Origin of the sequence: Streptomyces sp. NPDC006610 (assembly GCF_040611575.1) — a bacterium.
Lineage (GTDB): Bacteria > Actinomycetota > Actinomycetes > Streptomycetales > Streptomycetaceae > Streptomyces.
Genome location: NZ_JBEXOP010000052.1, coordinates 23,591 through 42,609, shown reverse-complemented (window position 1 = coordinate 42,609; position 19,019 = coordinate 23,591). Strand labels below are relative to the sequence as shown.

Annotated in this window: 17 protein-coding genes; 6 read left to right on the top strand and 11 right to left on the bottom strand. The window is 74.4% G+C overall.

Translation table 11 applies throughout. From position 1 onward, the window contains the following. Positions 1 to 296: 296 nt before the first annotated feature. Positions 297 to 2,393 (bottom strand): SpoIIE family protein phosphatase, encoded by a 2,097-nt coding sequence (locus ABZY13_RS30240; protein ID WP_356636370.1) that lies wholly within the window; start codon positions 2,391 to 2,393, stop codon positions 297 to 299. Between the two features lie 374 nt (positions 2,394 to 2,767). Here ABZY13_RS30240 and ABZY13_RS30235 point away from each other — a divergent pair, with 374 nt between their 5' ends. From ABZY13_RS30235 to ABZY13_RS30220, 4 genes are all read left to right on the top strand, one after another. Beyond that, positions 2,768 to 3,649, top strand: a complete 882-nt coding sequence (locus tag ABZY13_RS30235) for a hypothetical protein (RefSeq protein ID WP_356636368.1) — start codon at positions 2,768 to 2,770, stop codon at positions 3,647 to 3,649. A 143-nt stretch (positions 3,650 to 3,792) separates the two neighbouring features. Continuing rightward, positions 3,793 to 4,173 carry a hypothetical protein gene (locus tag ABZY13_RS30230; protein WP_356636366.1) on the top strand — a complete coding sequence of 127 codons (381 nt, stop codon included), beginning with the start codon at positions 3,793 to 3,795 and terminating at the stop codon, positions 4,171 to 4,173. Positions 4,174 to 4,264: 91 nt separating this feature from the next. Next, positions 4,265 to 6,280: an NADPH-dependent 2,4-dienoyl-CoA reductase gene (locus tag ABZY13_RS30225; RefSeq protein WP_356636364.1), complete on the top strand. Its 2,016-nt coding sequence runs from the start codon at positions 4,265 to 4,267 to the stop codon at positions 6,278 to 6,280. 30 nt (positions 6,281 to 6,310) lie between these two features. Further along, positions 6,311 to 6,925: a PadR family transcriptional regulator gene (locus ABZY13_RS30220; protein ID WP_356636362.1), complete on the top strand. Its 615-nt coding sequence runs from the start codon at positions 6,311 to 6,313 to the stop codon at positions 6,923 to 6,925. 3 nt (positions 6,926 to 6,928) lie between these two features. Here ABZY13_RS30220 and ABZY13_RS30215 read toward each other — a convergent pair whose 3' ends face one another. Continuing rightward, complete coding sequence (locus ABZY13_RS30215; protein ID WP_356636360.1) at positions 6,929 to 7,468, bottom strand: hypothetical protein; 540 nt, start codon at positions 7,466 to 7,468, stop codon at positions 6,929 to 6,931. A 169-nt stretch (positions 7,469 to 7,637) separates the two neighbouring features. Further along, positions 7,638 to 8,639: a fibronectin type III domain-containing protein gene (locus ABZY13_RS30210; RefSeq protein WP_356636358.1), complete on the bottom strand. Its 1,002-nt coding sequence runs from the start codon at positions 8,637 to 8,639 to the stop codon at positions 7,638 to 7,640. A gap of 400 nt (positions 8,640 to 9,039) precedes the next feature. Between ABZY13_RS30210 and ABZY13_RS30205 the strand changes: the two genes are divergently transcribed. Beyond that, the gene (locus tag ABZY13_RS30205; protein ID WP_356636356.1) at positions 9,040 to 9,870 is read left to right on the top strand and encodes a glycoside hydrolase family 75 protein; all 831 of its coding nucleotides are present in this window, start codon (positions 9,040 to 9,042) and stop codon (positions 9,868 to 9,870) included. Here ABZY13_RS30205 and ABZY13_RS30200 read toward each other — a convergent pair. Genes ABZY13_RS30200 through dhaK form a run of 3 tightly spaced genes read right to left on the bottom strand, consistent with a single transcriptional unit; the run spans position 9,855 to position 11,983 of the window. Continuing rightward, positions 9,855 to 10,265, bottom strand: coding sequence for a PTS fructose transporter subunit IIA (locus ABZY13_RS30200; protein WP_356636354.1), 411 nt, complete (start codon positions 10,263 to 10,265; stop codon positions 9,855 to 9,857). The two genes, ABZY13_RS30205 and ABZY13_RS30200, sit on opposite strands and share 16 nt — an antisense overlap. Further along, complete coding sequence (gene dhaL, locus ABZY13_RS30195) at positions 10,258 to 10,941, bottom strand: dihydroxyacetone kinase subunit DhaL (protein WP_356636352.1); 684 nt, start codon at positions 10,939 to 10,941, stop codon at positions 10,258 to 10,260. The genes ABZY13_RS30200 and dhaL overlap by 8 nt, the downstream gene beginning before the upstream one ends. A 49-nt stretch (positions 10,942 to 10,990) precedes the next feature. Further along, the gene (dhaK, locus tag ABZY13_RS30190; protein ID WP_356636350.1) at positions 10,991 to 11,983 is read right to left on the bottom strand and encodes a dihydroxyacetone kinase subunit DhaK; all 993 of its coding nucleotides are present in this window, start codon (positions 11,981 to 11,983) and stop codon (positions 10,991 to 10,993) included. A gap of 447 nt (positions 11,984 to 12,430) precedes the next feature. Here dhaK and ABZY13_RS30185 point away from each other — a divergent pair, with 447 nt between their 5' ends. Continuing rightward, entirely contained in the window at positions 12,431 to 13,135 is a 705-nt protein-coding gene (locus tag ABZY13_RS30185) for an antibiotic biosynthesis monooxygenase (protein WP_356636348.1), read from the top strand. Positions 13,136 to 13,399: 264 nt separating this feature from the next. Here ABZY13_RS30185 and ABZY13_RS30180 read toward each other — a convergent pair whose 3' ends face one another. From ABZY13_RS30180 to ABZY13_RS30160, 5 genes are read right to left on the bottom strand one after another with little or no spacing between them, the layout of a single operon-like run. Further along, positions 13,400 to 14,071, bottom strand: a complete 672-nt coding sequence (locus ABZY13_RS30180) for a DNA methyltransferase (protein ID WP_356636346.1) — start codon at positions 14,069 to 14,071, stop codon at positions 13,400 to 13,402. Positions 14,072 to 14,076: 5 nt separating this feature from the next. Continuing rightward, complete coding sequence (locus tag ABZY13_RS30175; protein ID WP_356636344.1) at positions 14,077 to 15,342, bottom strand: MFS transporter; 1,266 nt, start codon at positions 15,340 to 15,342, stop codon at positions 14,077 to 14,079. Next, positions 15,339 to 16,679, bottom strand: coding sequence for a hypothetical protein (locus ABZY13_RS30170; RefSeq protein ID WP_356636342.1), 1,341 nt, complete (start codon positions 16,677 to 16,679; stop codon positions 15,339 to 15,341). Before ABZY13_RS30170 ends, ABZY13_RS30175 begins: the two co-directional genes overlap by 4 nt. Continuing rightward, positions 16,676 to 17,977: an ATP-grasp domain-containing protein gene (locus ABZY13_RS30165; RefSeq protein WP_356636340.1), complete on the bottom strand. Its 1,302-nt coding sequence runs from the start codon at positions 17,975 to 17,977 to the stop codon at positions 16,676 to 16,678. The genes ABZY13_RS30170 and ABZY13_RS30165 overlap by 4 nt, the downstream gene beginning before the upstream one ends. Continuing rightward, complete coding sequence (locus ABZY13_RS30160; protein WP_356636338.1) at positions 17,967 to 18,971, bottom strand: cysteine synthase family protein; 1,005 nt, start codon at positions 18,969 to 18,971, stop codon at positions 17,967 to 17,969. The genes ABZY13_RS30165 and ABZY13_RS30160 overlap by 11 nt, the downstream gene beginning before the upstream one ends. Positions 18,972 to 19,019: the final 48 nt, after the last annotated feature.

Here is a 19,019-nt window from a genome sequence, read left to right as displayed (position 1 = left end):
CTCGCCAAGCGGCTCGAGAAGCGCGCGGTGATCCGGATGGCCCCGCCGCGGGACCCCGCCTACGCCGTCGGCACCGAGGCGACGGTCTACGGGCCGGGCCGCGCACCCGCGTGAGGAACCCACGGGACAACCGCCGCCGTCCGCTGCCGTCCGCCGATCGAGCCGCCGGACGCCCGCCCGGTGCACCGAGGGGGCCAGTGGGTCGAGTCCGTGGGCGAGGCCCCGCCGGACGGGCGGAACCCGGCTGCGGAGGAACCGGCGGGCGGCCCGGCTCCCCGGGTCGCCCGCCACCGTGCCTACCCCTCGGCCGTCCCGCCGCACGCGTACCGCGCGCGGGCGATCAGCAGGGCCACGTCGTCGTGGTTGTCCGGGTGGTGGAGCGTGCGCACCAGCAGGTCGCAGGTCTCGTCCAGGGGGCGGGCCGGGTCGTCGAGGAGAGCCAGCAGGGCCGCCAGGCGTTCGTCCAGGGAGTGGCGCCGGGTCTCCACCAGCCCGTCGGTGTACAGGACCAGCTCGTCGCCCGGCGCCAGGTCGAACACGGCGGTCGAGAAGGCCACGCCGCCCACGCCCAGCGGCGCCCCGCTCGGCAGGTCCAGCAGCTCGGAGCCCCGCCCCGGGCGCACGAGGACGGGCGGCAGATGGCCCGCGTTGGCGATCCGGATCTGCCGCAGCGCGGGGTCGTGGACGGCGTACAGACAGGTCGCGATGAAGTGGTCCAGGCCCTCGGTGATCCGGTCCAGATGGGTGAGGAGCAACGCCGGATCGAGGTCGAGCGAGGCGAGGGTGTTGGTCGCGGTGCGCAGCCGGCCCATCGTCGCCGCGGCGGTGATGCCGCTGCCCATGACGTCGCCGACGACCAGCGCGGTCTTGCCGCCGCCCAGCGGGATCACGTCGAACCAGTCGCCGCCGACCTCGGTGGCGGCGCCGGCGGGCTGGTAGCGGGAGGCGACCTCGAGGCCGCCGGTGACGGGCGGGTGGCTGGGCAGCAGGCTGCGCTGCAGGGTGAGGGCGGTGTCGCGGGCGTGCCGGTACCAGCGGGCGTTGTCGATCTGCACGGCCGCGCGGGACGCCAGTTCCCGGGCGAGCAGGACGTCGTCCTCGTCGAAGGGCAGCGGGTTGCCGGTGCGGGCCAGGTCCAGCGCGCCCAGCACCTCGCCGCGGGCGATGAGCGGGACGGCGAGATAGGAGTGGACGCCCGCGCGGGCGAGTTGCTCGGCGGCCTCGGGGGAGCGGGCGATGCGGGCCAGGTCCGCCGGCTCCACCCGCGCCACCAGGACCGGCCGGCCGGTGCGCACGCACTCGGTGACGAGCCGGTCGGGACCGTAGCGGGCCACCTGCCCCGGCGGGTCGGCCGCCTGCGCGGCGTTCGGCGCCCCGGGCGCCCGGACCGCCAGGGCGCGGATCACCGCGGGCTCCGTGGGGCCCAGGCTGCTGCGCCGGCCCGCCAGCACGGCGTCCAGCACGTCCACGGCGGCCATGTCGGCCAGTTCGGGCACGGCGACGTCGGCGAGTTCGCTCGCGGTGCGCTCCAGGTCCAGGGTGGTGCCGATGCGGGCCGAGGCGTCCGCGATCAGCGACAGCCGTCTGCGCGCGGTCTCCGCCTCGATGGCGGCCCGGTAGGGCCCGGTGACGTCCAGGATCGAGGCGGCCACCCCGAGCACCCTCCCGTGGGCGTCCTCCAGCCGGTACAGGGAGACCGACCAGGCGTGGTCGGCGCGCGGGTCGGCGGCGGTGCGTCCGACGACGGACAGGTCGAGCACCGGCTCCCCGGTCTCCAGCACCTCGCGGGCCCGCGCCTCCAGCGCCCCGGCCTCCACCATCGGCACCACCTCGCGCACCGAGCGCCCGATGTGCTCCTCGGCCGGGCGGCCGTTGATCCGCTCCAGCGCCGGGTTGACCGACACGTACCGCAGTTGCGTGTCCAGCACGGCCAGCCCCATCGGCGACTGCGCGATCATCCGGGTCGACAGCGCGACGTCCTGCTCCAGCCGGCGCACGGTCGACAGGTCGGCGGCGAGGCCCAGCGCGTAGACGTTGCCGCGGTCGTCCAGCAGCCGCATGTTGCGGAACTCCACCAGCCGCGTACTGCCGTCCTTGCGACGCACCGGGAACGCCCCGGCCCACTGCCGACCGGTGGCCATGACGTCGGCGAACAGCTCCCTGACGAGGCCGAGGTGCTCCTCGTGCACCATCACCCGGGCGGCGTAACGGCCCAGCGCCTCGTCCGCCGGGTAGCCGAACAGGTCCTCCGCCTGGGGGCTCCACAGCACGATGCGGCCCTTGGCGTCGAGCATCACCGAGGCCACGCCGAGCACGTCGAGCAGGCTGCTCGGCCGCACCGGCGCACGGCCCGGCCGGTCCTCGCCGGCCGGGGAAGGCCCCGCCTCGCCCATCGCACGCACCGCCTTCGCGCCCTCGCCGGTCCTCACGGCACGCCCGTCCCGTGCCCGCTCCCCGGCCGTACGGCGCTCCGCCTGCCGGCCGGCGCGCCGCAGCCGTCCACCTCCACCATCCCTCACCACGGCCGGACCCGTCGGCCGGAGCGGTCCCGGAAGCCCTCCGCGGGACGACGAGGGCGACGGAAGGGCGGCGGCAGAGCGAGTGCGAGGGTCCGTGCCTGCCGCGGCGACCGTGACGGCGCGGCGGCGACGCCGGGTCACCAGGCCGACAGCCCCCGTTCCTCTATTGGTCTGTACATGACTACGCGCTCGGGCCAGACTGTTCCGCCGAGCGCGTCACCTCACCCCCCACCGAGGAGCAGACACCCATGCCTCTGCGCACCCGGCCGCGTCCCCACACCCTGCTGACCGGCCTCGCCGCCTTCGCCCTCGCCGTCGCCGGCGTCCTGTCCGCCGCGCCCTCCGCCGCCGCGGCCGACGTCTGGACCGAGGTCGGCTCCGACCGCGCCGACCCGCTGACCGAGAGCCAGGGCCTGACGTCCGTGGAGGTCCCGGCCGGCAGCCCCAACCGCTACACCGGCATCGGCACCATCCCCTTCGGGGTGAGCACCCGCGGCTGGAACCACGTCGGCGACCCGGACGCCGCCCATTCGGGCCACTACATCGAGCCGTACCAGCGCGACTCGGGCACCACCAAGATGTTCCGGGTGCAGGCGCCGGGCGGCGCCTGGTCGGAGTACGTCCACTCGCTCGGCCCCGGCGAGGCGCTGAACAACTCCTGGGTCGCCATCACGCCCGGCGGCCAGTGGATGCTCGCCGGCGAGTACGGCACCATGAACCGGCTCCTGGTCTTCCCGACCCCCGGCGTCAACCCGGCGACCTCGCCCTCGGCGAACCTGCCGCAGGTCTCCACGGTCCGCCTCGACCACGACGTCCGCGACGTGCAGGGCTGCGACTTCACCTCGCCCACCCGGCTGCTGTGCTCCTCCGACGACCCGGCGGGCACGCTGTTCGGGATGACCAAGCCGCTGCTCCAGATCGACCTGTCCGCCGAGCCGAGCGGCGCCGGCGACGTCACCGGCCACGTCACCGCCCTGCGCCGGCTCCCGCTGCGCAGTGGCTGCTCCGGCGCCTTCGAGTCGGAGGGCGTCGACTACGACCGCCGTACCGGCACCCTGCGCGTGATCGTCCTGTCGCCGGGCTTCTGTCTCCTCACGGACAGCAAGACCTACCGGTTCACCCGCGGCTGACCCGCTGGGCGGCGTACCGCTCCTCTCGGGTCCGCTCGGTGCTGTACATCCCGGAATGTGGTGGTTTTCTGGGAGGTGCGGCGCGGTGTCCCGGGGGAACCCGCCGGGGTACCGCAAGCGCGGCATGAGAGGAGCGGCCAACGATGGACAGCGAGCGCACGCACGAGGGATCCGTCTCCGTGGAGCTGAGCGGATGCAGCAAGGAGGACGCCCGGATCGTCTTCGACGCCCTGTGCCGGCACTTCGACTCCGACCGGTGCTCCGACGACGTACCGCAGGAGTGGCACGACACCCGGCCGACGGTCTGGCTCGGCACCTTCGACGTCTCCGACGTCTCCGACGCCGGCGGGAGCGGCGGCTCACCCGCCCGGCTGAACGCCTCGGTCGAGGCCGAGGTGCAGGGCGGCTACTGGGCGATCGACCGGTTCCGCACCACGCTGGACTCCCTGTTCAGGGTGGAGGACCTCAGCACGGCCTCCGGCGACCAGGAGCGTGAACTGCACGTACGGCTGGAGAGCCGCTGACGCCGGCGCCGGGCGGCCCCTTGTGCAACTAGTTGCATAAACCGTGCGCGGTCCTCTACAACTACGGGACGACACCGCGCACGGAGGGGCCATGAGCCGTTACCCGCATTTGCTGAGCCCGCTCGACCTGGGCTTCACCACCCTGCCCAACCGCGTCCTGATGGGCTCCATGCACGTCGGCCTGGAGGAGGCCGACGGCGGCTTCGCGCGCATGGCCGCGTTCTACTCCGCCCGCGCGCGCGGGGGAGTGGGCCTGATCGTCACCGGCGGCATCGCCCCCAACGACGAGGGACGCCCCTACGAGGGCGGCGCCAGGCTCACCACCGAGGCGGAGGCCGAGCGGCACCGCGGCGTCACCGAGGCCGTGCACCGCGAGGGCGGCCGGATCGCGATGCAGATCCTGCACTTCGGGCGCTACGCCTACCACCGCGACCTGGTCGCCCCCAGCCCCCTCCAGGCGCCGATCAGCCCCCATGTGCCGCGCGAGCTGACCGACGCCGAGGTCGAGCGGACCGTCGACGACTACGTCCGCGCCGCCCGCCTGGCCCGCTCCGCTGGCTATGACGGCGTCGAGATCATGGGCTCCGAGGGCTACCTGATCAACGAGTTCGTCGCCGCGCGGACCAACCACCGCACCGACCGTTGGGGCGGCTCCTACGAGAACCGCACGCGCTTCCCGGTCGAGATCGTCCGGCGGGTGCGCGAGGCGGTCGGCGAGGACTTCATCCTCATCTACCGGCTGTCCATGCTGGACCTCGTCCCGGGCGGCTCGACCCTGCCCGAGGTGATCGCCCTCGCCAAGGCCGTCGAGGCCGCCGGGGCGACCATCATCAACACCGGCATCGGCTGGCACGAGGCCCGTATCCCGACCATCGCCACCTCCGTCCCGCGCGGCGCCTACACCTGGGTCACCAAGCGGCTGATGGGCGAGGTCTCGGTGCCGCTGGTGGCCACCAACCGCATCAACACCCCCGACCTCGCGGAGGAACTGCTCGCCGCCGGGCACGCGGACATGGTCTCCATGGCCCGCCCGATGCTCGCCGATCCCGACTTCGTCGCCAAGGCCGCGGCCGGGCGCCCCGAGGCCATCAACACCTGCATCGGCTGCAACCAGGCCTGCCTCGACCACACCTTCAGCGGGCAGATCACCTCCTGCCTGGTCAACCCGCGCGCCTGCCACGAGACCGAGCTGGTGCTGTCCCCGACCCGGCGGCGCAGGCACGTCGCGGTCGTCGGCGCGGGCCCCGCCGGCCTCGCGTGCGCCGTCTCCGCCGCCGAGCGCGGCCACGCGGTGACCCTGTTCGACGCGGCCGACGAGATCGGCGGCCAGCTCAACGTCGCCCGCAAGGTTCCCGGCAAGCAGGAGTTCGACGAGACCCTGCGCTACTTCCGCCACCGGCTCGACGCGCACGGCGTCGACGTACGCCTCGGCACGCGCGTCACCGCGGCGGACGTGACCGGCTTCGACGAGGTCGTCGTCGCCACCGGCGTCACCCCCCGCACTCCCGACATCCCCGGCGTCGACCATCCGAGCGTGCTGGGCTACCTCGACGTCCTGCGCGACGGCGCGCCCGTCGGCGACCGCGTCGCGATCCTCGGCGCCGGCGGCATCGGATTCGACGTCGCCGAGTACCTCACCGACGGCGGCGACCGGGCGCACCTCGACCCGGCGACGTACTTCCGCCAGTGGGGCGTCGACATGGACTACCGTGCGCCCGGCGGCCTCACCGCCCCCGAGCGGCCCGCGCCGCCGCGCACCGTCCACCTGCTCCAGCGCAAGGCCACCAAGGTCGGCGCGGGCCTCGGCAGGACCACCGGCTGGATCCACCGCGCCGAGCTGAAGCACCGCGGCGTCGCCATGGTCCCGGGCGTGCGCTACGACCGCATCGACGACGCCGGGCTCCATGTCACCGTCGACGGCGAGAGCACGGTCCTGGAGGTCGACACCGTCGTGCTGTGCACCGGCCAGGAGCCGCGCCGGGACCTGTACGACGAGCTGCTCGCCGCCGGGCGCAGCGTGCACCTGATCGGCGGCGCCGACGTGGCCGCCGAGCTGGACGCCAAGCGGGCGATCAAGCAGGGCACGGAACTGGCGGCGGCCCTGTAGGGGGCCGCGGCGCGTCCCTAGGATGGCCGCATGTCACTCCCGCACGCGATCCTCACCGCCCTGCTCGAGAAGCCGTCGTCGGGGCTGGAGCTGACCCGCCGCTTCGACAAGTCGATCGGCTACTTCTGGTCGGCGACGCATCAGCAGATCTATCGCGAGCTGGGAAGACTGGAGGCCGACGGCCTGATCCGCGCCCTGCCCGCGGCGCAGCCGGCCCGCGGGCAGAAGAAGAGCTACGAGGTCCTGCCCGCGGGCCGCGCCGAACTGGCCCGCTGGACCGCCGAGTCCCAGGACCCCAGGCCTCAGCGCGACCCCCTGCTGCTGCGGCTGCGGGCCGCGGCGGTCGTCGGCACCGACGGCCTGGAGGCCGACCTGCGCCGCCATCTCGACCTGCACCGGCGTCAGCTGACGACCTACCAGGAGATCGAGCGGCGCGACTTCCCGCCCGGCAAGGACGGCCCCGAGGACCGGCTGCGTCACCTCGTCCTGCGGGCGGGCATCGACCTGGAGACCTTCTGGACGCGGTGGCTCACCCACGCGGTGCAGGAATTCGCCGACCTGCCCGGGCCGAAACCGGCCGACGGGGCCGGACCGAAGCCGGGCGACCACGCCGGCGAAGCCGCGGGGCCCGCCGCACGGTCGTAGGGCTCACAGGCGGTACGGCTTCGCGCGGCGGCGCAGGAACCAGGCCGCCGCGAGGATGCCGGAGCCGGCCAGCACGCCGCCCGCCACCAGCGTGACGGTGCCGTAGTCCTCGGTGGCGCCGCCGACGCCGCCCATCACCCCGCGGGAGGGCGAGGCCGTGGCGGTCGGGGTCCGGGTGGCGGGCGCGGAGGAGACGATGACGGACTGGGTGCCCGCCGTGGTGTTGTCGGAGCACTGGACGATGACCGTGTAGGTGCCGGGGCCGACGCTCGACCAGGCGGCCGACTGGAGGCCGCTCGTGCCCGACAGCGCCACCTGACGGCCCTGTGCGAAGCTCGACTGGCCGCTGCTCAGCAGCGAGGCGGTGCCCCAGCTGCCCCCGATCTGCGTGCAGGCGCTGGTCGTCACCGACACCGTGGAGCCGCTGGTGCTCACCGAGATCCCGGAGACCGCGGAGGCCGGCGGGGAGGCCAGGACGAACGGCAGCGCGGCGGCGGCTGCGACGGGCAGCCCGGCGCGGCGGAATGACTGAAAATCAGGCATGGGACTGTCCTCCGGCGGCACGGTTGGCGGTACATCCCTTGCGCCGCCGAGGGTCGGGGAACGCCCGTGCTGCCTTCAGGGGCAGCCAATGTCCCCCCGTCCCGTCCCGCACCCGGACCGCAGCCGTGCGGGTGACGGATTGCCCCCTTCGGGGGAAGCGCCCGCCCGGCTACGGTCGTTCGCCGGCACCCGTCGTCACGGTGCGCTCCGGAGTGAAGCCGCCCCAGGTCCCGTCCGGCAGCTTGGCCCGGACACGCACCCGGTGGCGCACCCCGTCCTCGCGTCCCACGTAGAAGCTGTGCTCCGCCCGCCCGCGCGGCGGCGTCCCGCCCCATACCAGCGAGGTGGCCGCAGCCCCGTCGAGCTGGATCTGGTACTCGGTGATCACCCCGTCCGTGCGGGGCGGCGTCCAGGACAGTTCGAGGTAGTACGCCCCGTCGGCGCGGCGGACCCCCGCGCGGAACCCCGTCGGAGCGGTGTCCCGCCCGTCCCCCGCGCCCGGCGGGGTGGTCAGCCGGACGGCCGTGCTGGCCGGTGACACGTTGTCCGCGGCGTCCCGCGCGCGGACGGTGAACGCGTAGCGCGTGCCCGGCCGCAGCCCTGTGACGACCGCCGCGGTCTGCCCGCCGCCCACGCTGTGCACCTTCGTCGCGCCCTGGTAGACGTCGTACGACGCCACGCCCCGGTCGTCCGTCGAGGCGGTCCAGGACAGCTGTGCGGCACGGCTGCCGGCCGCCCGCCCCCGCGCTCCGCCCGGCCGGGAGGGCGGCGAGACGTCCGCCGCGACCGCCGCCGGCGTCGTGGCGCGCACCGCGCGGCTGCTCGGCCCGAGCCGGCCGTCGGCGTCGCGGGCGCGGACCGTGAAGACGTACGCGGTGGCGGGCTTCAGCCGGGTCACGTCGACCATGTGCTCGTCGCCGGGCACCTCCTTCACCTTCTCGCGGCCCCGGTACACCTCGTAGCGGTCGACCTCCGGGCCGAGCGCGTTCCACATGACGTGGACCGTGGTGGCGCTGCCCGCCTGGGCGGTGACCCCCGTGGGCGCACCCGGCGGCGCGGGCTCGGCGCCGTCGGCCCGCCCGCCCCAGCCGCAGGACGTGAGCAGCACGAGCGCACCGCAGACGAGGGCGGCGGTGGCGGGCGGCGGGAGAGGGACGGGGGCGCGTCGCACGGCTCGGCCTCCACGGGGACGGGCGGACACGGACGGGGGGCGGAAGGAGCGGAAGGGGCGGCCTCCGCATTGGTCCGGACCAATATGGCCACACTGTCACGCTCACATCAAGAGGGCGGATGTGCGGAACCTGCCGCACCGTTACGTATGCTGAAGACCTCACGGCCGAACTCACCGTCGGATACGGGGAGTTCGTGCCGATGGCGCGGACCGCTGTCGTCGCTGATCCCGCGCCGGCCCGGGTGGCCGGGAGGACGGAGCCGCCGCAGGCCCGTCTCCCGGTCACTGGCGGACGCCCGCGAACATGCACCATCCGGCCCTGCCCCGCCGCCGCGATGATCGGCACATCATCGGTTTGACTGGGTTCCCGTCCGTGACGCCCAGGAGAGAGTGCCTCATCGTGCGTGTCCCCTCCCTCACGCTGGCCGCGGCGAGCGCCGCCTTGCTCGCCCCGGCGACGCCGCCTCCCGCCCCCGTCCCGGCCGCCCCGCCCGAGGCGGCCGCCCGTGCCGCCGGGCACGAACGGCCGCATCTCCCCCGTGAACACCTCGTCCGCGCCGCCGACGTCGGGCGCGGTGATCGCTCGGGGCGGGACGGCGAACCTCCGAAGAAACGTTCCGTCACCGCTGCGGACCTCCTCGCCCGGGTCCGTGACTGCGACCCCGTCTCGAACGGCCTCTATCGCACCGACGCCGGCCGGCCCGCCACCGTTCCCGTCTGCGGGACCCCGGAGGCCGTCCACTGGAAGGCCGACATGGACATCGACTGCGACGGCAGGCCCGGTCCCCGCTGCAACAGCCGCACGGACCCGTACTTCTCCGCCGGCACGTCCTCCGCGCAGTCCGACGGCCGCCCGCTCGACGCCGAGACCCTGCCCTTCGTCGTCGTGCCCGCGCCGAGCGGCGTCTGGAACCACCGCGACGACGCCGTGCGCGGCGGCTCGGTCGCCGCGCTCGTCTACCGCGACCGGGTGCGCTACGCCGTCGTCGGCGACACCGGCCCGGCCGACGTCATCGGCGAGGCCTCCTACGCCGCCGCCGAGGCACTCGGCATCCCCGCCGACCCGCACGCCGGCGGCACGGATTCCGGCGTCACCTACATCGTCTTCAAGGACTCCGAGGCCGAGCCGATCGAGAGCCGGGAGGCCGCGGAGACGCAGGGGGAGCGGCTGGCGCGCGCGTTCGTCGACGGCGGCCGTCCCGCTCCCCCCGAGACTCAGACCTTCCGGTAGGCGTACGCCTCCCCGGCCGCCGCCGCCACCGCGTCCAGGTCGGCGCCCGCCGCGGCCGTGACCACCGCGGCGACGGCGCCCTCCACGAAGGGGGCGTCCACCAGCCGGGTCCCCGCCGGGAGTTCGTCGCCCTCCGCGAGCAGCGCCTTCACCGTCAGGACGGCGCTGCCGAGGTCGGTGAGGACGGCGACGCCCGCGCCGCGGTCGACGGACGCGGCCGCCGCGGAGATCAGCTCCGCGCTCGTGCCGAGCCCTCCGTCCCCGGTGCCGCCCGCCGCGGCCACGGGCACCGCCGCGCCGCCGCCCGCGAGCGCCTTCGCCAGGTCGGCGACCGACGCGGCGACCTGCGCGCTGTGCGACACCAGCACGATCCCGACCATCGTCCCGTCACTCATCGTCCGCCTCCTCGTCACCGGCGCTCCCGCCCGCAGCCTCGGCGCCCGTGCTCCCAGCCGCAGCCTCGGCGCCCGTGCTCCCGCCCGCAGCCTCGGCGAGCCCCGCGATCAGCAGGGCCGCCGACGTCGCGCCGGGGTCCTGGTGGCCCATGCTGCGTTCCCCGAGATAGCTCGCCCGTCCCTTGCGGGCCTGCAACGGCGTCGTCGCCAGCGCGCCCCGCTCGGCCGCCGTCCGCGCCGCGTCGAACGACTCACCGAGCGCGTCCACCGCCGGCGCCAGCGCGTCGATCATCGTCTTGTCGCCCGGCGCCGCCCCGCCGAGCTGCATCACCGCGTCCACGCCCGCCCGCAGCGCCTCGGCGAACTGCTCCGCCCCGACCTCGGGGGCGTCCCCGAGGGCCTTGCCGGTCCGGCGCAGCAGCGTCCCGTACAGCGGGCCCGACGCGCCGCCCACGGTCGAGATCAGCAGCCGCCCGGCCAGCGTCAGCACCGCACCGGGCGTGCCGGGCGGCTCCTTCTCCAGGGCGGCGCGCACCGCGGCGAACCCGCGCCGCAGATTGCTGCCGTGGTCGGCGTCGCCGATGGGCGAGTCGAGGGCGGTGAGCCGCTCCGCCTCACGCTCCACGGACGCGGCGGTCGCCGTCATCCAGCGGCGGAAGAAGTCGGCGTCGAGCACAGGAACTCCTCGCGTGGTAGGTACTCGTGAACCCATGACCGGGGCGACCTCACATGCCCCGGCGCAGGGCCGGCGTGCGCACCGGCGCGTCCCACAGCCGCAGCAGCTCCTCGTCGACCTGGCACAGGGTGACCGAGGCGCCCGACATGTCGAGGGAGGTGACGTAGTTGCCGACGAGGGTGCGGGCGACGGCGACCCGGCGCTCGGCCAGCACCCGCTGCACCTCGGCGTTGAAGCCGTACAGCTCCAGCAGGGGCGTCGCACCCATGCCGTTGACCAGGACCAGGACGGGGCTGCGGGGATTGAGGTCCTCCAGGACCGCGTCCACCGCGAAGTCGGCGATCTCCCGCGAGGTCATCATCGCCCGCCGCTCCCGGCCCGGCTCGCCGTGGATGCCGACGCCCAACTCCAGCTCGCCCGGCGGCAGATCGAAGGTCGGGCTGCCCTTGGCGGGCGTGGAGCAGGCGTCCAGCGCCACGCCGAAGCTGCGCGCATTGGCGTTCACCTGGCGGGCGACGGCCTCCACCCTTTCCAGCGGCTGCCCCTCCTCGGCCGCCGCCCCCGCGATCTTCTCCACGAACAGGGTCGCCCCCGTGCCGCGCCGGCCCGCCGTGTAGAGACTGTCGTCCACCGCGACGTCGTCGTCCACCAGGACCTTGGCGACCCGGATGCCCTCGTCCTCGGCGAGTTCGGCCGCCATGTCGAAGTTGAGGACGTCGCCGGTGTAGTTCTTCACCACGAAGAGCACCCCGGCCCCGCTGTCCACGGCCGCCGCGGCACGCACCATCTGGTCGGGCACGGGCGAGGTGAACACCTCACCCGGACAGGCCGCCGACAGCATCCCGGGGCCCACGAACCCGCCGTGCAACGGCTCGTGTCCCGAGCCCCCACCGGAAACCAGCGCCACCTTCCCGGCGACGGGCGCGTCCCGCCGTACGATCACCCGGTTCTCCACGTCCACGGTCAGCTCGGGATGGGCGGCCGCCATCCCCCGCAGCGCGTCGGCGACCACGGTCTCCGGGACGTTGATCAGCATCTTCACTGGTTTCTCCTAGAGGACTCGGCAGGCAAGCGGTCCACCTGCGCGTCATAACGGCTCAGAGTGACTGTGGGCAGTTTTTCATCTCGGGAGCCCGCAACTGCGGCTGACGACGATGCGCAGCCGAACGCGGACTCGAGGTCGCCGTGATCTTCGCGTCCATGCTCGCCCACTGCGGGGAACCGCGCGCCGTGCCCGTCGTCGACGCCGAGGTGCCCGCGCCGCCGGCGCCGATCCCCGCGCCGGCCCGAGAACCCGGCGCCGCGGGGGGTGCCGACCCACTGCGGGCGGCCCTTCGGTCAAGTGCGGTCCGACGGCGGGGCGGTGCCGACGAGCGCCGTGGCCGCCGGGCAGCCGTACCCCGCGGTCTGATGTCCGGGCTTGACCTCAACCGCGGTCGAGGTCCGACGGTGGTGTCTGAACCGAACGATCACGATCGACGGAGGACGCATGACCCGACGTACCGACACCCATCCCGACCTCGGCCGGCCGGACGTCCGGGCGCCCTTCTTCAGTACCTGGCGTGTCGCCGGTCCCTCGCGGCAGCGGCAGGCCGTCGAGGCCATCGCCCGGGCCTGGGAGCGCCGCCCCTGGCCCGCCCGCGACCTGCGGGGCTACCACATCTACACCGGCCACGACGGCAGCACCCTGCTGCACCACTCGCAGTGGGCGAGCGAGGAGGCGTACGAGGCGTTCGCGAAGACCCAACGGCAGGAGCGCGTCGACGAGATCGACACGGCCGTGCCCGGCATCGAACGGCTGCGCCTGGGGCGGTACCGCCACTACCGCAGCACCCCCCGGCGGGACACCGCCCCGCCGGTCCCGGGGTGCGTCGTCGTCGTGGACGTCGAGTTCGACGGACCCGACCCCGAGCGGCAGCGGGCCTGGGTGGACGCGGTCTTCGAAGCCCTGGCGAGCGAGCCCGAGCCCGCCCCCGGGGGCATCTCCGCCCACTTCCACCTCGGCACCGACGGCACGCGCGTCCTCAACTACGCCGAGTGGGAGAGCGCCCAGACCCACATCGACGCCCTCGCCGCACCGGGGGACGGCATCGGCTCGGCCACGGCGCAGTGGGCGCGGGTGCGAAACTGGCCCGGTCTGATGAGCAGTTCGGTGGCCCGCTACGACCACGCGCTCGGCCTCGTGCCCGACTGATCCCCGGGCCGGCGCGGACGCGTGCGCGGCGCGGACACGCCCGCCCGCCTCAACGCGGCCCCGCCGACCGGCGTACGCGCGGCGGGGCCGCCGCCAAGTCGCCGAACCGTCCCGGTCGCATCCTCATGGCGATATCCGGACACGCGGCGGAGCACGAGGATGTGCCCGGCGGGACAGGGGCGGTTGCCGCCGGGGCCGGATGCCGGCCGGGCCGGGGTGCGTACGCCGCCGCCTACCGCGCGGCGCCGGCCGGCCCGGCGGACGTCACTTCTGAGCCATCAGCAGGTACTCGTGCGACCGGTTGGTGCGCATCGGGTCGTCGTCGTCCTTGACGGGCCAGTCGTAGAGGTGGACCCGCTCGTCGCCCAGGGTCAGATGACGGCCCAGCACCCGTGCCGCGTCCCAGGCCAGCGGCACGAACCGGTCCGCGATCCGCCGGTTCTGCACGGCGACGACCGCGTAGGCTCCCGGCCGCATCACCCCGGCGATGGCCGCGAAGCACTCGTCGAGCGCCTCCAGATAGACGTCGTAGTCGCGCAGCGCGTACATCTGGCCCGGGTCGGGCGACGCGAGGTCCAGGTTCGTGCCGAAGTACGGCAGATCGCACAGGACCAGGTCCACCGTGCCCGGGTCGAGCGGCGGCCTGCGGGCGTCGCCGCAGAGCATGCGCTGCTCCGGATACCGGGCGACGCGCTGCCGCGCCTCCTCCGCCCGGGCGGGGTTGATCTCGATGCCGACGCCGCGCCGGCCCTCGGCCGCGCAGGCCACCAGCGTGGTGCCCCAGCCCGCGAACGGGTCGAAGACCAGGTCGCCGGGCTTCGTCAGCTCCGTGATCAGCGGCCGCAACTGGCTGACGAGACCGCTCTGTCCCGCGGCCCCCTCCTGGGCGAACTCCGGGTCCTCGTCGCCGAGCACCCGCCAACTGGACATCCCCATCAGGGTCACGCAACCTTTCTGGTGGAACTGGTGGTGGAGCCGGCCGGCCCGGCGTCGGGCAGCACGGTGTGCACGGCGGCCGGCGGCAGGCTCTTCTCCAGCCGCAGCACACCCAGCGCGGAGCCCGCCGTGGCCGCCGCGAGCAGCAGCCACATCCCGGTCGCCGACAACGACAGCAGGGCTGTGAGCACGGTGGGCGCGAGCGCGATCGGCACCGCCCACGACAGCTGGTAGACCGCCAGGTGACGGCCGCGGGTCTCCTCCGGCGCGGCCTGCGCGACCAGCGCGGAGGCCGTCGCGCCGTGCAGCAGCTCGCCCGCGGTGAAGGCGGCGGTCGCCGCGAACACGCCCGCGATCAGCGCCGCCCCGGTCGACAGCCCGCTCAGCACGGCGAAGACGACGAACGACAGCGCGAAGACGACCGCCCCGAGCGCCACCGCGCGCGTCCTGCGGTACCCGACCAGCATCCGGGTCACCGGGATCTGCAGCAGCGCGATGCCGACCGTGTTCACCGCGTACAGGACGCCCACCAGCGAGACGGGCGCGTCCAGTTCGCGGGTCAGGTACACCGGCAGGGCCACGGACAGCACCATGTAGGCGAACGCCGTCGGGATGTTCAGCAGCGTCAGGCCGAGGAACGGGCGGTTGCGCGCCACCATCCGGTAGCCGCCCCTGCGGGAGACCCGGGGGCCGGCCGTCCCCGCCGACGCCCCGGCGGGAATGGTGCCCAGCAGCGCGGCCGACAGCAGATAGCCGGCGGCGGCCCCGAGCACCACGAAGTAGAAGCCGGACTCGTCCAGCGCCAGCGCGGCGCCCGCGAGGAGACCGCCCACGCCCATGCCGGCGTTGCGCAGACTGCGCTGCAGGGCGAGCAGCTTGTCCCGGTCGGTCCCCTGGACGATGTCCGCCACGAACGACTGGATCGCCGGCGGATACGAGGTGTCGCCGAGGGCGACCGGCAGCATCACCGCGAACATGACCGCGCCGTTGTCGACCAGGGGATAGGCGCAGAACGCCGCGGCGCGCAGCAGATAGCCGCCGACCAGCACCGCGCGGGCGCCGAAGCGGTCGATGAGCACGCCGGCGACCGGGTTGCTCACCAGACCGATCACCGAGGCGGCCGTCACTATGGCGCCGACCTGGGTCAGCGGCAGCCCGGTGACGTGGTGGAAGTACAGCAGCGACAGCGGCAGGTACATGCCGCTGCCGGTCGCGTCGACGACCATGCCGAGCATGTACTTGGCGCGGACGGACGACAGCTTGCCCTTCACGGCGTCTCCCTGGTGCTCTCGGCCCCGGCACGGTCCTGCGGCAGCGGCACGATCTTCGTCTCGGCGATGATCCGGTCGCCGAGGTCGCGCAGTCGGCGCTCGCACTCGACACGGGTCGGGGCCGAGCCCACCGCCGCGGTGAGGAAGTCGGCGGAGCCCGCGGCCGGGGCGATCACCTGCCCCTCCTCGGCGAACAGCCAGAAGCCCTTCACCCACTCCTCGTCCGGGACGGCGGGCAGCGAGCGCACCAGTCCGGGCCGCTTCATCGTGAGCACCTGACCGGACATGCAGCGAGGCCGCAGCGGCGCCCCGTCGCCCGGCACGCCCTCGATCGCGGGCAGCGGGAGACCGGCCTCGGCCCGGGTCACGTGCACGGCGAGCCGGATGCCGAAGAGGGTCTCGAACACCTCCCGGATCTTCGCGCCGCCCGACCGGCCCGCGATCTCGCACAGCACGAGCCGGTCGTCGGGCGTGTGGAAGACCTCGGCGTGGAAGGCGTGGGTGCGCAGCCGGGAGCCCTCGGGTTTGAGTGCGGCCAGGGTCCGCTCGATCAGCGCCAGCAGCCGCGGGGTGAGCGGGTCGTCCACGTCCAGGGTCAGATCGACCCGCGGACCGGGGTCGGCCCCGAACGAGGCCAGGTCGTACTGGTACTGCGACGGCCAGGCGGCGACCGTACGGCCGTCCACCACCAGGCCGTCGACATGGCACATCCGCCCGGGCACGTACGCCTCGACCAGCAGGTCGTCGCGCGAGCCGTCGCCGTAGGCCTCGGCGAGGCACGCCTGAAGCTCGTCGCGGTCGGCGAGGATGCGCAGTCCGACGGAGTTGTAGCCCGACCGGTGCTTGAGCACGACCGGGAACCCGTGCCGTTCGGCGAAGTCGCGGGCCTGCGCGGCGGTGCCCGCCACGGTGTGCGGGGCGACCTCGATGCCTGCCTGCCCGGCCAGCCGCTTCATCAGCGCCTTGTCGCGGAACGGGGCGACGTCGGCGCTCCACGCCCCGTCGAGGCCGAGCCGCTCGCGCAGTTCGGCCGCCAGGGCGACGTCCGCCTCGTGGTGGGCGACGACATGGGTGACGCCGTGCTCCTCGGCGAGGGCGAGCGCGCGCTCCGGCACCGCCTCGTCGTCGAGGGTGTCGAAGAGTTCGAGGCGGGTGAAGCCGTGCCCGGCGCCGTCCGGCGGTTCCTCGCCGGCCAGCCGGATCTTGTCGCGGGCGGCGAGGACGACGACGTCGCCGCGGTAGGGCTCGCCCCCGTCGAGGCCGGGCACGTCGCCGTCCAGCCACGCCCGGTACGGGAACGGGCCGAAGGGGTTGCGGTGCAGGATCAGAACGCTCATGCCTCGATCACCGTCCGGTCGCTCACCGGGGCGGCCTCGGCCAGGCCCGGCCGGCCGTCCGCGTCCTTCACCCGCACCTTCACCACGCCGCCGATGAGTTCGGCGCCGCGCCGGACGGCCGCGGCGGTGTCCTCGCCGGTCACGGCGACCAGGCCCAGCCGGTCCCAGTTGTCCCGCAGCGGACGCACCGTCTCGCCGGGCCTGGCGCCGACGCGCACCGCGAGCACGTCGGGCAGCGCCTCCGCCTCGGCCACGCCCTCCACCGACTCCACGACGTCGCCGGGCCGGCCCACCAGCGACCGCACGGCCGCCGCGCCGCGCGGCTCGGGCCGCTCCGGCAGTTCCTCGGCCAGCCCGAACGGCGCGGCGAGGGCGAGCGTGACGGTGTCGATGCCGTAGACGCTGTGCACCAGGTCGGTGATGCCGTCGCCGGCGATCCGGTTGTGGCTCTCGATGACGCGGGGGCCGCGCGAGCCGATCCGTATCTCGGTGTGGCAGACGCCGTCGCGGATGCCGAGCCGCTCCAGGAACCCCACGACGGCCTCGCGGACCTGGGCGTCGACCGCCGGGGAGATCCGGGCGGGCACCGCGTGCCCCAGTTCGGCGAAGTGCGCGGGGTCGGTGAACTTCTCGGTGATCGCGACGACGACGTGGCGCCCCGCCGAGCTGAACGACTCCACGCTGTACTCGGGGCCGTCGAGGTACTCCTCCATCAGGAAGTCCTGCAGCAGCATCAGCGTGGAGACCCGGTCCGTCCTGGTCCCCGACAGCCGCTGGACCGCCTCCCACACCCGGTCGGCGTCGCCGGGCCCCTCCAGGCGGTGCACGCCGATGCTGGCGGTGGCGTCGGTCGGCTTCACGATGAAGGGGTAGCCGCACTCCTGCCCGAAGGCGTCCAGGTCCCGGCGCTCGCGCAGCGGCCGGGCGCGTACCGCGTCGGGGTCCAGGGCGGCCAGGTGCTCGCGCATCACCACCTTGTCGCGGAAGCGCCGGGTCACCTCGTAACCGGTGCCGCCGAGTCGGAACAGGTCGTTGACGCGGGCCGCGTTCTCCAGGCCCGGCTCGGTGATCGAGGTCGCGGCGGCGAACCCGGGGGAGTCCCACAGGCGCCGGACGATCGGCTCCACGAGGTCCCAGCGCGTGTAGTCCACGACCTCCACGAGGTCGGCGAGGCGCTCCTGCTCGGCGCTGACCTTGGTGGGATGCTGCAGCAGCAGGACGTGCAGCCCCAACCGCTTCGCCTTGGCGACGGTTTCGTCGGTGGCGCCGACGAGCAGCAGCGAACGCTCAGGATTCATGGGTCCGTTCCGATCCGTTTCCGGCCTCCGGGGACTCCGGGGCCTCGGGAGTTTCCCGGACCTCCGGCCACCAGCTGAGGTAGCGCTCGCCGGAGTCGGGGAAGACGGTGACCACCGTGGCGCCGGCCAGGTCGTGCCGGCGGGCCAGCTCCACACAGCCGTACGCGGCGGCGCCCGCGGAGATGCCGACCAGCAGCCCGGTGGAGGCGGCGATGGCGCGGGTGGTGGCCGCGGCGTCCTCGTCGTCCACGACGATCACCTCGTCGACGGCCGCCACGTCGGTGACCGGGCTGGTGAACCCGCCGTTGAGGCCGGGGATGCGGTGCGGTCCCGGCTCACCGCCCGACAGCAGGGGCGAGCCCGCGGGCTCTACCGCCACGACCCGCAACCGCGGGTTCCGCTCCCGGAGACAGTGCGCGATGCCGGTCAGGGTGCCGCCGGTGCCGACGCCGCACACCAGGTAATCGACGCGGCCCCCGGTGTCCCGCCAGATCTCGGGGCCCGTCGTCTCGTAGTGGGCGCGCGGGTTGGCCGCGTTCAGGTGCTGGCCCGCGTACCAGGAACCGGGGGTGTCGGCGTGCAGCTTCTCGGCGCGCTCCACGCAGCCGGCGAAACCGAGGGTGTGGTCGGTGAACTCGACCTCGGCGCCCAGCATCCGCAGCGTCAGCACACGCTCCATGGAGGCGTTGTCCGGCAGCACGATCCGGCACGCGTAGCCCCGCGCGGCGGCCAGGCCGGCCAGTGCGATGCCGGTGTTGCCTGAGGTGGACTCGATCACCGTGCCGCCGGGCCGCAGCTCGCCCGACTCCTCGGCGGCGCGCAGCATGTAGAGGGCGGCCCGGTCCTTGATGCTGGACAGCGGGTTGGCCGCCTCCAGCTTGGCCAGCACCCGCGCGTCGGCGGGCAGCCCGGCCAGGCTCAGCCGCAGCATCGGGGTGTTGCCCACGAGTTCGTCGAGCGAGCCGACGACACGGCCGGCGGATGATGGGGTCACGGGGCCCTCCGGATCGGGTTCTGCACAGCCGTGAATCTGGCACCCTCC